Source organism: Streptomyces sp. NPDC047315 (genome assembly GCF_040643215.1).
Lineage (GTDB): Bacteria > Actinomycetota > Actinomycetes > Streptomycetales > Streptomycetaceae > Streptomyces.
In genome coordinates this window covers 163,790-181,178 of record NZ_JBEYTZ010000009.1, presented here as the reverse complement: position 1 = coordinate 181,178, position 17,389 = coordinate 163,790, and the positions used below count along the sequence as shown (strand labels likewise).

Genomic DNA, 17,389 nt, shown 5'->3' with positions numbered 1-17,389 from the left:
ACGCCATGTACCACCCCACAGTCGCCAAGCTCACCTATCGGGCCGTGCTCGGCCGCCGCCGGGCCGCGATCCTGTTCATCCTGCCCGGTCTGCTGCTGCTCATCTCGATCGCCGTACGGGCCTTCCAGGGCGCGGACGACCAGGTCGCCAACGACCTGCTCGCGGGCTTCGCCATCGCCACGATGGTGCCCCTCGTCGGAGTGATCGCGGGCACCGGCTCGATCGGGCCCGAGATCGACGACGGCTCGATCGTCTACCTGCTCGCCAAGCCGGTGAAGCGGCACACGATCATCTGCACCAAGCTGATCGTGGCGATCGCCGTCACGATGGCGTTCTCCGCGATCCCCACCCTCATCGCCGGCTTCATCCTGAACGGCAACGGACAGCAGATCGCGATCGCCTACACCGTCGCCGCGCTCTTCGGCTCGATCGCCTACAGCGCGATGTTCCTGCTGCTGGGCACGGTCAGCCGGCACGCCGTCATCATCGGACTGATCTACGCACTGGTGTGGGAGGGCATCTTCGGCAGCCTGGTGTCCGGCGCCCGCACGCTCAGCGTGCAGCAGTGGTCGCTGGCGCTCGCGGAGAAGATCGCGGGCGAAGGGTTCGTCGGCTCGGCCGTCGGACTGCCGCTCGCCGTGGTGCTGTTGTCGGTCGTCACCGTGGGCGCGACCTGGTACGCGGGGCAGAAGCTGCGCGTGCTGAAGCTCGCCGGCGAGGAGTGAGACGGCCACCGGCCCTCGGTCCCGGCGCCCAGCCCCAGAGCCCAGCCCGTACCAGCCCCAGAACCTAGCCCGTACCAGCCCCAGAGCCCAGCCCCAGAGCCCGTCCCCGATCCGGAAATAAGGTGACGGCACAGGGTTGTTGGGAGAGAGTGAAGACACCGGGCGCACATCAGTGCGGGCGGTGCACCTACCGGGAGCGGAGCGGGACGTCGACCTCAGAAGGTCCGTCCCGTTCCCGACTGGGCGCCGGTGGACCGGCCGTGGAGCAGTCTCACCCGCTGCTCGCGCCGCGCCGGTGCCCGAGGGGGCGGTCGCTTCGAGCGCGCGCAAGCGCGGACCGCCCCCTTCCCCGGTGCGTACGGACCACCGGTACGTACGGAAAGCACCACAAGCAGAGGGCGGCCAACACGGCGGCCGGACAGGAACTCAGCCCGCGAGCAGGGCTTCCAGCTTCGCCGCGATGCCGTCCTCGTCGTTCGACAGGGTCAGCTCGTCGGCCACGGCCTTCAGCTCGGTGTGGGCGTTCGCCATCGCCACGCCGTACGCGGACCAGCCGAACATCGGCACGTCGTTCGGCATGTCCCCGAAGGCGATCGTGTCCGCGGCCCGCATCCCCAGCCGGCGCGCGGCCAGCGAGAGGCCCGTCGCCTTGGTCAGCCCCAGGGGGATGATCTCCACGACGCCCGGCCCGGCCATCACCACGTCCACGAACCCGCCGATCGTCTCCTTGCCGATCAGCGTCAGTGCGTCGTCGTCGAGCGTCGGGTGCTGTATGTAGATCTTGTTCAGGGGCTGCGCCCACAGCTCGTCCACGTCGGTGAGCGGCACGTACGGCAGCGGGCCGTCGTGCGCCGCGTAGTCCGGGCTCACCAGCACGTCGCCGTCGAGCCCGTCGCGGCTGGCCGCCAGCGCCAGCGGCCCGACCTCGGCCTCCAGCTTGGCCAGCGCGATCGCGGCGATCTTGCGGTCCAGGGTGAGCGAGGTCAGCAGTCGGTGCTCGCCCGCGTGGTACACCTGCGCGCCCTGGCCGCAGACCGCGAGGCCCCGGTAGCCCAGGTCGTCGAGTATGTAGCGGGTCCAGGGCACGCCGCGGCCGGTCACGACGATGTGCGCGGCGCCCGCCTCCGTGGCCGCGGCCAGCGCGGCGCGCGTGCGCGCGGAGACGGTGCCGTCCTCGCGCAGCAGCGTGCCGTCCAGGTCGGTGGCGATCAGCCGGTACGGGAAAGCGGTCGCGGCGCTCACCGGGCGATCGGCTCCAGGGTCTCCCGCCCGCCGAGGTAGGGGCGGAGCACCTCGGGCACCCGCACCGAACCGTCGGCGAGCTGGTGGTTCTCCAGGATGGCGACGATGGTGCGCGGGACGGCGCACAGCGTGCCGTTCAGCGTCGCGAGCGGCTGGACCTTCTTGCCGTCCCGCATCCGGACCGACAGGCGGCGCGCCTGGAAGCCGTCGCAGTTCGACGCGGAGGTCAGCTCGCGGTACTTGCCCTGGGTCGGGATCCACGCCTCGCAGTCGAACTTGCGCGAGGCGGACGAGCCCAGGTCGCCCGAGGCGACGTCGATGACCTGGAAGGGCAGCTCAAGGGAGGTCAGCCACTGCTTCTCCCAGTCCAGCAGCCGCTTGTGCTCGGCCTCCGCGTCCGCCGGGTCGACGTACGAGAACATCTCGACCTTGTCGAACTGGTGCACCCGGAAGATGCCGCGGGTGTCCTTGCCGTACGTGCCGGCCTCGCGGCGGAAGCAGGGCGAGAAGCCGGCGTACCGCAGGGGCAGCTTGTCGGCGTCGATGATCTCGTCCATGTGGTACGCGGCGAGCGGGACCTCGGAGGTGCCGACCAGGTAGTAGTCGTCCTTCTCCAGGTGGTACACGTTCTCCGCGGCCTGGCCGAGGAAGCCGGTGCCCTCCATGGCGCGCGGACGGACCAGCGCGGGGGTGAGCATCGGGGTGAAGCCGGCCGCGGTGGCCTGGGCGATCGCCGCGTTCACCAGGGCCAGCTCCAGCAGGGCGCCGACGCCGGTGAGGTAGTAGAAGCGCGATCCGGACACCTTCGCGCCGCGCTCGACGTCGATGGCGCCCAGCGCCTCGCCCAGCTCCAGGTGGTCCTTGGGGGCGAAGCCCTCGGCGGCGAAGTCGCGGACGGTGCCGTGGGTCTCCAGGACGACGAAGTCGTCCTCGCCGCCGACCGGGACGTCCTCGTGGACCAGGTTCCCGAGGCGCAGCATGAGCTTGCGGGTCTCTTCGTCGGCCTCGTGCTGGGCCGCGTCGGCGGCCTTGACGTCGGCCTTCAGCTGCTCGGCCCGCTGGAGCAGCTCGGCGCGCTCCTCGGGGGTGGCCCTGGGGATCAGCTTGCCGAGCGCCTTCTGCTCGGAGCGCAGCTCGTCGAAGCGGACGCCGGACGACCTGCGCCGCTCGTCGGCGGAGAGCAGGGCGTCGACGAGTTCGACGTCCTCTCCACGGACGCGCTGGGAGGCGCGCACTCGGTCGGGGTCCTCACGGAGCAGGCGAAGGTCAATCACCCCACCAGGCTACCGGTGCCCGCCCGGCGCCCGGCCACTCGATATTGCGTTGCGCCGCCCTTTGTCCCTATTTGGAGGTTTTGGTGGAGTATGGGGTGGGCCCGCCCTAAGCCCGCTCTGTCGTCAATCGCGGCGGTTTCGTTCCCCGGAAAGAAGCATCTTGGGGCGGCTGGAATTGACCCATGTCCCTTGTGGGCTGCGGGACTTGGTCCTTCGTTGTCCACAGGGGGGTTCATGAGGGAAAAAGTTATCCACAGGCTGTGCGAAGAAACTGTGGATTACGGAATCGATCATTCCTCGATGCGGGGCCGTCTTGTCGGATTCTTCTCTCAAACCTCTCCGACCCACTCATTCGGGTGGGAATTGCTCGCTCCAAAGAGTTGATCGATGAAACGTGGGTGACGGGAAGATGGCAGGGCCACATACCGGTCCTGTGGAGAGGGGCGGGTCGAGTGCAGCGATTTGTCGACCGGGATGGCGGGCGATGTCGACTTGTCCCCAGGGTGGAGTCATCGCCTGTGGATAACTGTGGATAACTCCGATGGCCCTGTGGATGGGGAAAGTCAGCAGGTAGGACAGTTCCGGTCAGGGACGGCCGTCCTGGCAGCGGGCCAGCCACTCCGCCGCCGAGGTGAACTCGGTGTCCGACGTCCCCGTCCGCGGCCCCGCGACGTCCGCCGGCAGCACCCCGGCCCGCGGATACGAACCGAGGAACCGCACCTCGGGACAGATCCGCTTCAGGCCCATCAGCGCCTCCCCCACGCGCCGGTCGGAGATGTGCCCCTCCGCGTCGATCGCGAAGCAGTAGTTCCCGATGCCCGCACCCGTCGGACGGGACTGGAGCAGCATCAGGTTGACGCCGCGCACCGCGAACTCCTGCAACAGCTCCAACAGCCCGCCCGGGCGGTCGTCGTGCTGCCAGATGACCACCGACGTCTTGTCCGCACCGGTTGGCGCGGCGGGCCGCGCCGGGCGCCCCACCAGCACGAACCGGGTCTCCGCGTTCTGCGCGTCGTGGATGTCCTTGACCAGCGGCTCCAGCCCGTACGTCGCCGCCGCGAACTCGCCGGCGAAGGCCGCGTCGTACCGCCCCTCCTGCACCAGCCGCGCACCGTCGGCGTTGGAGGCGGCCGACTCCCACAGGGCGTCCGGGAGGTTCGCCCGCAGCCACTTGCGCACCTGGGGCTGGGCGACCGGGTGCCCGGTCACGGTCGCGACGTCGGAGAGCTTGGTGCCCGGCCGCACCAGCAGCGCGAACGCGATCGGCAGCACCACCTCGCGGTAGATCATCAGCGGCTCGCCCGCCGCCAGCTCGTCCAGGGTCGCGGTCACCCCGCCCTCGACGGAGTTCTCGATCGGTACGAGGGCCGCCGCGGCGTCCTCGTTGCGTACGGCGTCGAGTGCGGCCGGGACCGAGACCATCGGGACGAGCTCCCGCGTGGCGGCTTCCGGCAGCGTGCGGAGGGCGGCCTCGGTGAAGGTGCCCTCGGGACCCAGATAGGTGTACCGCGTGGCTGACATACGGTCACCCTAGAACGTGTCGGCCCCGGGCCGCCGCCGGCTGATCGATCACGCACGGGCCCGGCGCCACGGGTCAGGCCTCCAGCAGCCGCTGGCCCACGTACTCGCCCTCGCCGGGCCCGCCCGGCACCGCGAAGAGCCCGCTGGCCTCGTGCCGTACGAACGCCGACAGCGCGTCGCCCCGGTCCAGCCTGCGCTGCACCGGCACGAAGCCCCGCAGCGGATCCGCCTGCCAGCAGACGAAGAGCAGCCCGGCGTCCGGCGCCCCGTCCGCGGCGGCGCCGTCGTGGTACGAGAAGGGGCGGCGCAACATCGCCGCGCCGTTGTTCTGCTCCGGCGCCGAGATCCGGGCGTGGGCGTTCGACGGGATCACCAACTGACCGTCCGCCCCCCGCTCGTCCAGCGCCAGCGGCGTCGTCTCCGAGCCGCCCGTCAGCGGGGCGCCGTCGGACTTGCGCCGCCCGATGACCCGCTCCTGCTCGCGCGGCGACAGCCGCTCCCAGGGGTCGAGCAGCATCCGGATCCGGCGTACGACCGCGTACGAGCCGCCCGCCAGCCACTCCGACTCCGGCCCGCTCCCGGCGGCGGGGACGAAGATCCGCTCGTCGAAGTCCGGGTCGGCGGGCTTGGGGTTGTTGGTGCCGTCGACCTGGCCCATCAGGTTCCGCGCGGTCATCGGGCGGCTGGTGGCGCCCGGCGTGCGGTTGAAGCCGGCCATCTGCCAGCGCACTCGCGCCGCCGCGCCCGCCTCCCGCTGGAGCGCGCGCACCGCGTGGAAGGCGACGAGCGCGTCGTCCGCGCCGATCTGCACCCAGACGTCGCCCTCGGAGCGCCGCGGGTCGAGCTGGTCCGAGGAGAAGGGCGGCAGCGGGTCGAGGCCGGCCGGGCGCCGCGCCGTCAGCCCCGTGCGGTCGAAGAAGGTGCGGCCGAAGCCGAAGGTGAACGTCAGCGAGGACGGCCCGGCGTCCAGGGCCACGCCCGTGTCGGCCGACGGGGCGGGCTCGCCGGCCATCAGCGCCGCTGCCAGCGTCGACCAGCGGCGCAGCAGGGCCGCGGCCTCCTTGCGGCCGGCCCCCGCCGCCAGGTCGAAGGCGAGCAGCTGGCCGTGGGCCTGCATGGGCGTGGTGATGCCCGCCTGGTGGGCGCCGTGGAACGGCACCGAGCTCGCGCCGACCGTCGTCAGGGCGGTCGGCGCGTCGTCGGCGGCGACGGCGTGCGCGACCGCGCCGCCCGCCCCGCCGAGCGCGAGCCCGGTGGCGCCGGCCGCCGCCGCGGTCGACAGCACCCGCCGCCGCGACGGCCCTTCAGCTGCGGAGGGTTCGGTAGCGGGGGGTGCGGCCGGTTCGACCGGTTTGCGGGGGGAGTCCAGGGGTGCCACGGTCGCTCAGCCGATCCTCACGTGCTCGTCGACGGTCGTCTGGTCGATGTCCGACGTCCGCACGGTCACCTTGACCTGCCATTCGCCGGGCATCGGAATCTGTACGGAAGCCGCGCTCCAGTGGCCGGCCGCCACCTTCGCGAGGGTGACCGGCAGCGGGCCGATCTGCTTGTCGGCGAGGGTGAAGGACACCCGCACCTCGGGTGCGTCCAACGGCTTGCCGTCCGCCGCCGCGACCCACACGTGCAGCTCGTTCCCGCCGGGGGCCGCGGGCCCCAGCGTGAGCCGTACGGTGCCCTTGCCGTTCGCGGCGCCGGTGTCGAAGGGGACCTCGACCTCGGCCGGTCCTTCGGACCGGGACGGAGCACCGCTCTGGCCCGCGGACGCGGCCGGCGAGCGGCCCGCCTCCTGCTCCGTACGGCCCGGTTCGGTGGCCGTCAGCACGGTCGTCACGGCCAGCACGACCGCGGCGACGCCCGCCTCGACCAGGACGGAGCGGCGCAGCCGGGTCCGTACGGGGTCGGCGTCGCGCGCCTTCTTGCGGCGGACGGTGGCCATCGCCGCCCGCTGCCGGGCGAGTTGGGCGGCGCGTACGGGATCGTCGCCGGCACCCGTCCCGTCCGACTCCTGCGCCTCCCCAGGCGCATCGGCTCCGTCGGTTTCATCGGGCCCGTCGGCTTCATCGGCCTCGTTCACGGGCTCGGCCAGTTGCGCGGTCCAGCGCCGCGACGCCCGGGCGATCGCCACCAGCGCGGCCACCAGCACGACCTTCGCGATCAGCAGCCGCCCGTAGTCCGTCCCCGTCAGCGCCGACCAGGAGCCGACCTGCCGCCAGGACTGGTAGAGCCCGGTCACCGCGAGGACGACGACGCAGACGAAGGCGGCCCGGGAGAACTTCCGCACCGCCGACGGGTCGAGGGCCGGCGCCCGGTGCAGCGCCGTCAGCAGCGCCGCGAGCCCGCCGAGCCAGCCCGCGACGGCGAGCAGGTGCAGTACGTCCACCGGCATCGCCAGGCCGGTCTGGATGCCCGTCGACGCGTGCTCCGACAGGGCCCAGGTCGCGGCGATCCCCGCGGAGACCACCGACCCGCCCACGGCCAGCCCGAAGGTGAGGTCCTTCCGCCGCGCGTCGCGCCCCTCACCTCCGTTCTCGTCGCGCCCGTTCTCGTCGTCCCCGCTCTCGTCATCCGCGGGATCGGCGTGCTGGCGCTGTGCGTACGCCCCGAACAGCACCGCGACGAACAGCGCCGCCACGCCGAGCAGCAGCAGCCGGGAGACGAGCGCCGTGCCCGTCTTCGTCTCCAGGACGTCCTGGAGCCCGCCCAGGTCGAAGGCGTCGGCGAGTTCGCCCGAGCCCGTGTACGGGGAGCGCAGCATCAGCATCGCCAGCGTGGCCGCGGTCAGCGCGACCCAGCCGTACGCGACCAGCCGCTGCACGGGCCGTACGGACGCCCCCCGGGGCCAGCACAGCAGCACGAACGCGGCGCCGCCGACGAGCAGCACGAAGCCCGCGTAGGCGACGTACCGGGCGACGTCGTAGAGCACGCCGACGGCACCGCCGCCGGCCGCCCCGTCGGGCAGGGAGACCGAGGTCGCCGACGGTGCGCCGATGGAGAAGGTGAACGCGCCGGAGATGGGGTGGCTGTCGGCGGAGACCGCCTGCCAGGCCACGGTGTAGGTGCCGTTCGGCAGGTCGGCCAGCAGGTCGACCGCGTAGGAGACCTTGCCGCCGGCCGACGTGTCACGGACCTTCGCCGCGTCCGCCCGCTTGCCGCTCGGTTCGAGGACCCGGATCGAGTCGTCCCCCATGGCGATGTGCTCGGAGAAGCCGAGCGTCACTTCCCTGGGAGCGGTGGCCACCACCGCCCCGTCGGCGGGGCTGCTGCCGGTGAGGGCCGCGTGCGCGCTCGCGGGGCCGGCCGCGGTCAGCAGCGCGGCCAGCACGGTGCCGATGAGCACGGCAGCGGCGAGCAGCGGCCGGAGCGGCGCCCGTCGGGTCGGGGCGGTGGTTGCCATGTGTCGTCGCGTCCTTCGCTCAGTGGTGCCCGGACGTGGAACCGGTACCGGTCGAGCCGCCGTCGTGCGACGCGTCCGCCTTCTCCTTCGGCGGCACGTACGTCGGCTCCATGACGGGAAGCTCGACCCGGATCGGGTCGGACTTCTCGAAGCGCAGCTCGACGGTGACCTTCTCGCCCTTCACCGGCCGCTGCTTCAGCCGGTCGAGCATGATGTGGCTGCCGCCGCGCTTGAGGGCCAGCTCCCCGTCGGCGGGGACGTCGAAGCCGTCGACCTTCCGCATCGTCTGCCCCTTCGACTCGTGGATCGTCACCTCGTCGGAGAGGGGGCTGGACACGGACGTCAGCCGGTCGGCCGCGCCGCCTTCGTTGCGCACGGTCAGGAAGCCGGCGGCCATGTCGCTGACGGGCTGCGGCATGAAGGCACCGCTGACGCTCAGCTCGGGGCCGCTCGCCTCGCCCTTCGCCCCGCCCTTCGTCACGCCGTCGTCGGAGCCCGACGAGCAGCCGGCGAGCGCCAGCGCCGCCGCGACCGCACCGGCTATCCAGGGCAGTCGGGTGCGGCGGCTCACGGCTTCTCCCCGCGCACCAGCTTCGGCAGGTCCTTCTTGTAGTCGTCGGGGGTGGTGTCCTCGCCGTAGACGACGTATCCCCGGTCCGTCTTCGGGGAGAACGCCATCACCTGGGCGCCGTGCATGGAGACGACGGCGTCGCCCTCCTTCTTGGCCGGGTCGATGCCGATGCCGATCGACTTGGCCGCGGCCTGGATCTTCGTGAAGTCGCCGCTGAGGCCGACGAAGGAGGGGTCGCCCGCGCCCGGCAGCCACTTGGCGAGCTGGGCGGGGGTGTCCCGCTCCGGGTCGGTGGTGATGAAGACGACCTGCAGCTTCTCCTGGTCGGCCGCGGAGAGCTTCTTCTCGGCCATGGCGATGTTGCTCATGGTCAGCGGGCAGACGTCCGGGCAGTGGGTGTAGCCGAAGAAGATCAGGGTCGGCTTGCCCTTCGTCTCGGCCCGCAGGTCGTACGGCTTGCCCTTGGTGTCCGTGAGCACGAGGTCCGGCTTCTCGAAGGGCTGGTCGAGCACGGTGCCCGGCTTGGCTTCCGGTACGGAGACCTCGGCGACGGAGCTCTTACCGCTGGTGCTGCTGCTGGAGCAGGCGGAGAGGGTGAGCGCTGCGGTCGCGGCGAGTGCTGCCGCCAGGGCGGTCTTCTTGCGCATGGAGGGAGTCCTGGTTCGAGGAGTTCGAGGAGTTCGAGGAGTTCGAGGAGTTCGAGGAGGGGTGCTGTTCTGGTTCGTACGGTCGGTCGGGGAGGCGTCAGGAGGCGCGCCGGCGGCCGGCCAGCACGCCGAAGGCGACTCCCGCGGCCCCCACCAGGATGCCGACCACGCCGAGGACCCGTGCAGTCGCATCCGTCCCGTCGTCCGAGTCGCCCTTCGCGGCCTGGTCGGACCCCTTGTCGGCGGACTCGTTGCCGGCCGCGCCGTGGCCGTGGCCCTGCGCGGCGGTGAGCTTCAGCACGGGCGCGGGCGACTCGGGCTCGGCCCCGTCCTCAGCCGGGGCCTCGATCCAGCGCACGACCTCCTTGTTGTCGTACGTCTGGAGCGCCTTGAAGACGATCTGGTCGGCCTTCTCGGGCAGCGGCCCGAGGGAGAGCGGGAACTGCTGGAACTGCCCCGGGCCGATCTTGGAACCGTCCGCGGTCCAGGTGACCTTGGAGACCGCCTCGGTGACCTGCTTGCCGTGCACCGTCAGCGGCTCGGCGAGCTTCGTCTTGGTGACCTCGGCCTGCCAGCCCGGCACGGGCTGCGGCATCACCGAGGTCATGGGGTGCTCGGCCGGCAAGTTGAGCTCCAGCTTCACGGTGGAGGCGTTGTCGCGCTCGTTCGGCACCTTGACGAAGACCGTGGCGTAGCCGCCGCGGGCGGCCTCGCCCTGCGGCTGGACGCCGACGTGCGCGGCGGCGGGCCCGGCCAGCAGCAGCGAGACGACCCCGGCACCCGCCGCGACGGCCACGCCCTGCAACGCGCGGGACGAAAGGGACTTACGGGACAGGTAAGAAGAAGCGTTCATGATGACGGCACTCCACGGTGTGGGAGGAACGGTGGGCGCGCCCGGGCGTACGCGGCAGGGCACTCCTCAACCCAGGGGGCGCGGAGGCGCGCGAGGTGCGCGGGCACCGCGGTCGCACTCCCGTCGAGCGGACCGCGTCAGGCGGCGAGGGCGTACGGGGCCGGCGGCCCGCGCCTGATCACCGCGTGCTGGAGCGCCTCGGCCGCGGCGGGCGGCGGCGGGTCGTCCACGGCGCGCGGGGTGCGCGCCCCGGGTGCCGGCAGCCGTACGAGACCGGAGCACAGCGCCCGTACGAGCGTGAGCGCCGCCCGCAGCGAGCGCAGCCGGGCCGCCTCGTCCACCAGCTCCCGGGCCTCCTGCGCGGAGGAGGCGGACAGCCGGATCAGCCGGAGCAGCGCGAGGTCGCCGCGGCGCAGCAGCCAGCCCGTCGCCACCGCGGCCAGCAGGTGCGCCAGCAGCATCGGCAGGGAGGGCAGCAGCTCGGGCTGGCCCAGGGCCTCCTGCGTCGGGTGCGCGGGGTGGCCGGGCGCCGTCGGCGGGGCGATCCCGGCCGAGGTCACGATCTGCCGGGCCTCGTCGGGGGAGAGGGGCGCGGCGCCGACGCCGCACACCAGCTTCGCGGCCATCCTCAGCAGCGCGTCGTCGGCCGTGGGGCCGAGCCGCACCTCGTGCTGCTGGCCCGCGCCGAAGAGCGCGTGCAGCGCGAGTTGGCCGATGCCCAGCGCGACGGCGACGGCCGGCAGGGAGCGCGCCCGGCCGGCGAAGGGCAGCACGAGGGCGAACGTCCCGGCGAAGCCCACCGCCACGGTCCACCACGGGACGCCGGCACAGGCGGCGACGGCGTGCCCCGTCGCGGACAGCGCGACGCAGACCGCGGCGAACACCGCGGCCCGCAGCAACCGGACACCGCCGCCGGTGCGCTCACCGGGGGCTCCGGTCGGAGCGGCAGCACCGGGCGCGCCGGGTGGGTACGACAGGGACGACATGGCCGCCCCATCATCCCACCACGCCCCCCCGGCGCAGTACGGCAGGCCCTTGCAGAAGCGCAAGCCTCCTACACCTTCGCGCCACTGGCGCGCTTCCGCCGAATGAGCGCAATCACAGCAACTCCGCGCTTACGGACCGTGTCTTGGGGCAATACGTATCGGTATGTCGAGCCGCAGCCAGGAGGCTAGAGCATGAGCATCTGGTGGTCTCTGCACTTGCGGCGCGAAGCTGCGAGCATCCCGCTCGCCCGGCGACTGCTCATCGGCGCGATGGAGACCGCGGGTGTGGATCCCGACATCTCCTTCGACCTTTCGGTGGCGCTGAGCGAAGCATGTGCGAACGCCGTCGAGCACGGCGGCGGGCCGGCCCCGGGCGATCCTTCGGGAGCCTCGGGGGCTTATCGCGTCACGGCGTATTTGGACGGCGAGAGGTGTCGCATCGAAGTGGCCGACTCCGGGCCGGGCTTCCCCGCCAGGGCCGCGCGGCACGGCGGCTGCTCCCACGCGGCGGGTCTGCGCCAGGACGGCAGGGAGGGGAGAGACGTGAGAGACACGAGAGACGCGAGAGACGCGAGGGAGGGCCGGGAGAGACCGGAGCGGCAGTCCGTGGCCCTCGCGGAGAGCGGGCGCGGGCTCTGTCTGATCGAGGAGCTCGCGGACCACGTCGACTTCAGCAACCGCCCGGGCCGGGGCGCCGTCGTCAGCTTCGACAAGGTCCTGAAATGGCGGGAGGACGCGCTCCTCAAGGTCTCCTGAGAGACCCCGGTCGCGCGCCCTCCGCTTGGCCCCGGCTCAGCCCTTGAGCGAGGCCATCCACGTCTCGATCTCGTCGGCCTGCCGCGGCAGCGAGTCGGAGAGGTTCCGGTTGCCGTCCTCCGTGACGAGGATGTCGTCCTCGATCCGGACGCCGATGCCGCGGTACTCCGCCGGCACGGTCACGTCGTCGGCCTGGAAGTACAGCCCCGGCTCGACGGTCAGGCACATGCCCGGCTCCAGGGTGCCGTCGACGTACGCCTCGGTGCGCGCGGCGGCGCAGTCGTGCACGTCCAGGCCGAGCATGTGGCCGGTGCCGTGCAGCGTCCAGCGGCGCTGGAGCCCCAGCTCCAGGACCCGCTCGACCGGCCCCTCCACGAGGCCCCACTCCACCAGCCGCTCGGCCAGCACCCGCTGGGCCGCGTCGTGGAAGTCGCGGTACTTCGCGCCCGGCTTGACCGCCGCGATGCCCGCCTCCTGGGCGTCGTACACCGCGTCGTAGATCTTGCGCTGGAGCTCGGTGAAGCGGCCGTTGATCGGCAGGGTGCGGGTGACGTCCGCGGTGTAGAGGGTGGTGGTCTCCACGCCGGCGTCCAGGAGCAGCAGGTCACCGGAGCGGACCGGGCCGTCGTTGCGGACCCAGTGGAGCGTGGTGGCGTGGGGTCCGGCGGCGCAGATCGAGCCGTAGCCGACGTCGTTGCCCTCGACGCGGGCGCGCAGGAAGAACGTTCCCTCGATGTAGCGCTCGCTGGTCGCCTCGGCCTTGTCGAGGACCTTGACGACGTCCTCGAAGCCGCGGGCGGTGGAGTCGCACGCCTTCTGCAGCTCGCCGACCTCGAACTCGTCCTTCACCGCGCGGGCCTCGGAGAGGTACACCCGCAGCTCTTCGTCGCGCTCGGCGGTGACCTTGTCGGTCAGCGCCGTCTCGATGCCGGCGTCGTGGCCGCGGACGACGCGGACCGGGCCGGTCGCCTCGCGCAGCGCGTCCGCCAGCTCCCGCACGTCCGCGGTGGCCAGGCCCAGCAACCGCTCGGCCTCGCCGAGGGAGGTGCGGCGGCCGACCCACAGCTCGCCCTGGCCGGAGAGCCAGAACTCGCCGTTCTCGCGGTTGGAGCGGGGCAGCAGGTAGACCGTGGCCTCGTGGCCGTCGGCCGTGGGCTCCAGCACGAGGACGCCGTCCTCGGTCTGGTCGCCGGTGAGGTACACGTACTCGGTGGAGGCCCGGAAGGGGTACTCGGTGTCGTTCGAGCGGGTCTTCAGCTTCCCGGAGGGGACCACCAGGCGCTCGCCGGGGAACCGCTTCGACAGGGCCGCGCGGCGGGCCGCGGTGTGCGGGGCCTGCGGGATCGGCGCCAGGTCGTGGCGCTCGGTGTCCGCCCAGCCGCTTGCCATGTTGGCGGCAAGCTCATCGGAGACATCCGGGTAGAGGCCGTTCTTGCGCGGCTTGACCGGCTGCTCTTCTTCTTCCGGAGTGCTCGGGTTGAGCTCCTCGGCCACGTCTGCCTCCTCGATACGTCATCGGACCGGAGTCCATCGTATGTGCCATGTGAAGACACTCTCCACGGGTGTGAGGAGCACGACATTTGGGGCGTACTGCCCTGGCTCGGGGCGGGCGGGGCCGAGGTCGGCCGGGTGTGGCCGATCGTGTGCGGTCGGTCGTGAGTGGCCGGCGGTGAGTGGCCGGTCCTGTGTCGTCGGTCGTGTGCGGTCGGTCGTGTGCGGTCGGTCAGTCGAAGCGCGCGGCGAGTAGGACGACGTCAGCGCCGTCCGTGTCGTCAGTGCCGTCAGCGCCTGCGGGCACCATGGCGCGCAGGACGTGGTCCGCGATCGCCCCCGGGTCCTCCCGGGCCGCCCTCGGCACGCTCGCCGCGGCGGCGTGCAGCCGGGCGAACGCCCGGTCCATGGGGTCGCCGCCGCGCCGCAGCAGCCCGTCGGTGTAGAGGAGCACCGTTTCTCCCGGCTGCGGGCACAACTCGGTGCTCGGCGCCTCCCAGCAGGACAGCATCCCCAGCGGCGCCGACAGCGAGGTCTCGACGAACTCCGTGCGCCGGTCGCCGATCACCAGCGGCGGGGTGTGCCCGGCCCCGGCCAGCACCACCTTGCCGGCGGCGGGCTCGGCGTACGCGAAGAGCGCGGTGGCGGTCCGCGCCGGCTCGGTCAGCCGGAGCAGCAGTTCCAGGTCGGACAGTACAGCGACGGGGTCCTCGCCCTCCATGACCGCGTACGCCCGCAGGGAGGCCCGCAGCCGCCCCATCGCGCCGAGCGCGCTCGGCCCCGCCCCGCTGACCGAGCCGACCGCGAGCCCCAGCGCGCCGTCGGGCAGCGGCAGGGCGTCGTACCAGTCGCCGCCGCCGAGGGGGCCGGTGCGGTGCCGGGCCGCCAGCCGTACGCCGGGCACCCGGGGCAGCCGGCTCGGCAGCAGTTCCTCGGCGATCGTGGCGACGGTCTGCCGGGCGCGGGCCACCTCGATCAGCCGGGCCAAGTGCTCGGTGGCGTACCGCACGTAAAGGTGCATCAGATGGCGCCGCCGTTCGACGGGGGCGGCGGGTTCGTCGTAGAGCCAGACGGCCGCGCCGAGGGTGCCGGCCGCCTCCGAGGCGAGGGGCTGGGTGTAGGCGGCGGCGCAGCCGAGGCGCAGGGCGACCTCCCGGCGCACGGGGTCGAGCGTCGCGTCACCGAGGATGTCGGGGTGGGCGACGGCGTTCGGCACGGCGCTCGGGGCAGGGGCGGCGTTCGGGGCGGAGTGCGCGGCGTAGTGGGCGGCCGGGTCGCGGCGGCCCTCCAGGATCCGGCCGTACGCGGTGAGGGCGCGCGGCACGGTCTCGATGTGGCCGAGTTCGGCGTGGGACAGCCCGTATCCCCTCGTAAGGCTCGTAAGACTCGTGAGGTTGGTGAGGTTGCCGGGGCCGGTGGGCGGTTCGAGGACGGCGAGGCCGCGACGGGCGCCGATGAGCGCGGCGCCGGCGCGCAGCAGTTCGTCGAGGGCGGCTTCGAGCGAGCGGGTCGCGGCCAGGCGTTCGGTGAGTTCGTGGAGGGTGGTCAGTTCGGAGACCCAGCCGGCGAGCCGGTCGTGGAGCGCGGTGCCGCGCGGGGCGCCGTGCGCCGAGCCGTCTTCGGCTGCGTCGTCGCTGCCGGCCTTTGCGGCGGGTGCGGCGGATTCGGCTGATTCAGCGGATGCGGTGTCTTCGTCGGGAGCGGCCCGGTCGGACGGTGTCGCCGTGACGCCTTCCGCGAGGGCCGCCGAGGGCGCCGCAGTGTGCGGGGAGTGAGGACTCGAAGAGTCGATTCCGGCCACTTTCGGAAAGTGAGGGGCGCTCACGAGAGTGGTCTTTCCAATGGGCGCAATTCATGCAATAGCATCGCAAACCCCCATGTCAATTCGCGCGCCTGGCAATGGGTCCACATCTACACGCAGATGTAAGGGGATGTCCAGCATTGCACCAGTGGGATTGATGGTGTCTACGGGTCTTTGGGAAGGCTTTGGGCTGTTCTTGACGGAGAGTTTCGCTCCTCGTCGCACCGCCGCTTCCAGGCATGCATGTATCGCGAACTTGGCTGGAAATTGCACCTCGTTGCCGTTCTTTGCGATCGACTGAGCGCGCTTGACAGTGATCCTTCAGCGGATCCCCCGGGGCGCGACGCCCGGGCGGGCGTCGCCGAGGGCGACTGCACGGGCGCGTCATACCGAACGTGGTGGGTACGAAAAGGGTGACGTCCGGCGGTCAGTTGGCATCGTCCGGAACCTGGCGACGGGCTCCGACGTCCTACTGTCCGTAGGGCCGAGACGGAACCCGGGAAAGAACCCCGGGCAGACCCCCGGGGTGTGGGGAAGTGCCGGATCGACCCGTCTGTGCGGGTTTGACTCGGTGGTGTCGGTCACGGGACACGCAAGCGCCGAGCGCGCATTCCCCGTCGTGCGTTTAATGGAGTAGGGCCCACGTTGGACCCTCGGGCGGCGATCCTGCCGCAGGCCACCGAGGGACGTCCGTGCCGACGGCACGGGCGGTGACGCGCCGACCAGCCGATCCGTACGTACGCGTACCCGCGTCACATGCGAAGGACGACGTACGTACACGCACGCAGTAAGTACATGCAGGGCGTATTCGTACGCACAGTGAAAAGCTGCACACATGGTGTGATGTGGACCTCGGCGTTCAACGGAAAGGAACGAGCGCTCATGCGCGAGATCCTCGGAAGGCGACGCAGGCTCCGGTTGTGGCGCAAGAAGGGGCCGGCACAGCCTGCACAGCTGGAAGCGGCGCTGACCTGCGCCGCATGGCGGTGGCCCGTCATCCCCGGGGTGGGACTTCCCGCGGCGGGCGCCGGCAACGGGCGGCGCTGCGCCTGCCCGGACCCCGAGTGCGTCGTCCCCGGCGCGCACCCCTTCGACCCCTCCGTCCTCGCGGCGACGACCGACGAGCGCATGCTGCGCTGGTGGTGGACGAACCGGCCGAACGCGCCGGTCGTGCTCGCCACCGGCGGCGCCGCGCCCTGCGCGGTGAGCCTGCCGGCGCCGGCCGGTGCGAGGGCGCTGGCCGAGCTGGACCGGATGGACATGCGGCTCGGGCCCGTCGTGGCGACGCCCACGCGGTGGGCGCTGCTGGTGGCCCCGTACACCCTCGAACAACTCGGTGAGCTGCTCTTCGCGAAGGACTGCGTGCCCAGCTCGCTGCGGTTCCACGGCGAGGGCGGCTACGTGGTGCTCCCGCCGTCGGAGACGGGCACGGGGCAGGTCCGCTGGGAGCGGGCGCCGCTGCCCGGCTCGGCCGCGCCGTGGCTGCCGGACGTGGAGGCGGTCGTGGACGCGCTGGTCGAGGCGAGCACGAGCGCTCCGGACGAAGGAAGCCGGCTGGCTTACTGAGCCAGGGAGACCGGGTCGACGACCGGATGACGACTGATTGAGGGCGCGCGGCGAGGAAGCGGCGCGCCCTCCTTCATGTCCCCGCGAGCCGTGTCCCCGCCGGCGATGTCCCTGTCAGTCATGTCGCCGTCGGCCGGTCGTCGTGCGGCGGGTGGGGTCGGGTCACCCGATCGGGTAGGAGTGGGCCCGAGTTGTACGGGAATCGGGTGTGCGGCTGGCCTCGTGCCCGTACTTCCGTCGCTATCGTCGCCCCACCGTCGCCCCGCGGACGTGCCCCCGGCACGGCGTCGGGGCAGTTCCCCGCGTCCCGCGCCTTCGCGCGATCGGCAGGTGGCCATGTCCGTGTACGTCCGTGTGGTCGGGCTCGCTTCCGTCGTGATGGCCGCGGTGCTGCTGCCGCTGGCGGCCTGGGGCCAGGTGGCGCCGGGCGGCGCGGAGCGCGGGTACGGGGTCGTACGAGCCGACGCTTCTCGAAGCACGCACGACGCTCAGGGTGCAGAGCCCACTGAGATCACTCAGCCCACCAAGCCCACTCGGTCCACTCGGTCCACTCGGTCCACTC

At 72.3% G+C, this 17,389-nt stretch carries 14 protein-coding genes; 3 read left to right on the top strand and 11 right to left on the bottom strand.

Features of this window, described 5'->3' with window-relative positions; all coding sequences use genetic code 11:
- Nucleotides 1-5: 5 nt before the first annotated feature.
- Complete coding sequence (locus ABZ842_RS13025) at nt 6-725, top strand: ABC transporter permease (RefSeq protein ID WP_361536207.1); 720 nt, start codon at nt 6-8, stop codon at nt 723-725.
- A 426-nt stretch (nt 726-1,151) separates the two neighbouring features.
- Here the strand turns inward: ABZ842_RS13025 and ABZ842_RS13020 are convergent, their stop codons facing one another.
- From ABZ842_RS13020 to ABZ842_RS12980, 9 genes are all read right to left on the bottom strand, one after another.
- Nucleotides 1,152-1,967 (bottom strand): HAD family hydrolase, encoded by an 816-nt coding sequence (locus ABZ842_RS13020; protein ID WP_361536205.1) that lies wholly within the window; start codon nt 1,965-1,967, stop codon nt 1,152-1,154.
- On the bottom strand, nt 1,964-3,241 hold the full coding sequence (gene serS / locus ABZ842_RS13015) for a serine--tRNA ligase (protein ID WP_361536203.1): 1,278 nt from the start codon (nt 3,239-3,241) through the stop codon (nt 1,964-1,966). Before serS ends, ABZ842_RS13020 begins: the two co-directional genes overlap by 4 nt.
- Nucleotides 3,242-3,826: 585 nt before the next feature.
- Nucleotides 3,827-4,762, bottom strand: coding sequence for a prephenate dehydratase (gene pheA, locus ABZ842_RS13010; RefSeq protein ID WP_361536201.1), 936 nt, complete (start codon nt 4,760-4,762; stop codon nt 3,827-3,829).
- A gap of 73 nt (nt 4,763-4,835) precedes the next feature.
- Nucleotides 4,836-6,047, bottom strand: a complete 1,212-nt coding sequence (gene efeB / locus ABZ842_RS13005) for an iron uptake transporter deferrochelatase/peroxidase subunit (protein ID WP_361536199.1) — start codon at nt 6,045-6,047, stop codon at nt 4,836-4,838.
- A gap of 99 nt (nt 6,048-6,146) precedes the next feature.
- Entirely contained in the window at nt 6,147-8,156 is a 2,010-nt protein-coding gene (locus ABZ842_RS13000; RefSeq protein WP_361536197.1) for a copper resistance protein CopC, read from the bottom strand.
- A 19-nt stretch (nt 8,157-8,175) separates the two neighbouring features.
- A complete protein-coding gene (locus ABZ842_RS12995) occupies nt 8,176-8,727 on the bottom strand; it encodes a copper chaperone PCu(A)C (protein WP_361536195.1) in 552 nt (183 codons plus the stop codon).
- Nucleotides 8,724-9,374 (bottom strand): SCO family protein, encoded by a 651-nt coding sequence (locus tag ABZ842_RS12990; protein ID WP_361536193.1) that lies wholly within the window; start codon nt 9,372-9,374, stop codon nt 8,724-8,726. The genes ABZ842_RS12995 and ABZ842_RS12990 overlap by 4 nt, the downstream gene beginning before the upstream one ends.
- A gap of 97 nt (nt 9,375-9,471) precedes the next feature.
- Nucleotides 9,472-10,227, bottom strand: a complete 756-nt coding sequence (locus ABZ842_RS12985) for a YcnI family protein (RefSeq protein ID WP_361536191.1) — start codon at nt 10,225-10,227, stop codon at nt 9,472-9,474.
- Between the two features lie 137 nt (nt 10,228-10,364).
- Entirely contained in the window at nt 10,365-11,213 is an 849-nt protein-coding gene (locus tag ABZ842_RS12980) for a hypothetical protein (protein ID WP_361536189.1), read from the bottom strand.
- 192 nt (nt 11,214-11,405) lie between these two features.
- On the opposite strand from ABZ842_RS12980, the gene ABZ842_RS12975 reads away from it, so the two are divergent.
- Nucleotides 11,406-11,969 (top strand): ATP-binding protein, encoded by a 564-nt coding sequence (locus ABZ842_RS12975; protein WP_361536187.1) that lies wholly within the window; start codon nt 11,406-11,408, stop codon nt 11,967-11,969.
- A 36-nt stretch (nt 11,970-12,005) separates the two neighbouring features.
- Here the strand turns inward: ABZ842_RS12975 and ABZ842_RS12970 are convergent, their stop codons facing one another.
- A complete protein-coding gene (locus ABZ842_RS12970; RefSeq protein WP_361536185.1) occupies nt 12,006-13,463 on the bottom strand; it encodes an aminopeptidase P family protein in 1,458 nt (485 codons plus the stop codon).
- 229 nt (nt 13,464-13,692) lie between these two features.
- Nucleotides 13,693-15,312, bottom strand: a complete 1,620-nt coding sequence (locus ABZ842_RS12965; RefSeq protein ID WP_361536406.1) for a PP2C family protein-serine/threonine phosphatase — start codon at nt 15,310-15,312, stop codon at nt 13,693-13,695.
- An 831-nt stretch (nt 15,313-16,143) separates the two neighbouring features.
- Here ABZ842_RS12965 and ABZ842_RS12960 point away from each other — a divergent pair.
- Nucleotides 16,144-16,827 carry a bifunctional DNA primase/polymerase gene (locus ABZ842_RS12960; protein WP_361536183.1) on the top strand — a complete coding sequence of 228 codons (684 nt, stop codon included), beginning with the start codon at nt 16,144-16,146 and terminating at the stop codon, nt 16,825-16,827.
- Nucleotides 16,828-17,389: the final 562 nt, after the last annotated feature.

Excerpts from the sequence above, each read along its gene's own strand:
- ABZ842_RS13025 (WP_361536207.1), top strand. The coding sequence starts at position 6 with ATGTACCACCCCACAGTCGCCAAGCTCACCTATCGGGCCGTGCTCGGC.
- pheA (WP_361536201.1), bottom strand. The coding sequence starts at position 4,762 with ATGTCAGCCACGCGGTACACCTATCTGGGTCCCGAGGGCACCTTCACC.
- ABZ842_RS13000 (WP_361536197.1), bottom strand. The coding sequence starts at position 8,156 with ATGGCAACCACCGCCCCGACCCGACGGGCGCCGCTCCGGCCGCTGCTC.
- ABZ842_RS12990 (WP_361536193.1), bottom strand. The coding sequence starts at position 9,374 with ATGCGCAAGAAGACCGCCCTGGCGGCAGCACTCGCCGCGACCGCAGCG.
- ABZ842_RS12985 (WP_361536191.1), bottom strand. The coding sequence starts at position 10,227 with ATGAACGCTTCTTCTTACCTGTCCCGTAAGTCCCTTTCGTCCCGCGCG.
- ABZ842_RS12980 (WP_361536189.1), bottom strand. The coding sequence starts at position 11,213 with ATGTCGTCCCTGTCGTACCCACCCGGCGCGCCCGGTGCTGCCGCTCCG.
- ABZ842_RS12975 (WP_361536187.1), top strand. The coding sequence starts at position 11,406 with ATGAGCATCTGGTGGTCTCTGCACTTGCGGCGCGAAGCTGCGAGCATC.
- ABZ842_RS12960 (WP_361536183.1), top strand. The coding sequence starts at position 16,144 with ATGCGCGAGATCCTCGGAAGGCGACGCAGGCTCCGGTTGTGGCGCAAG.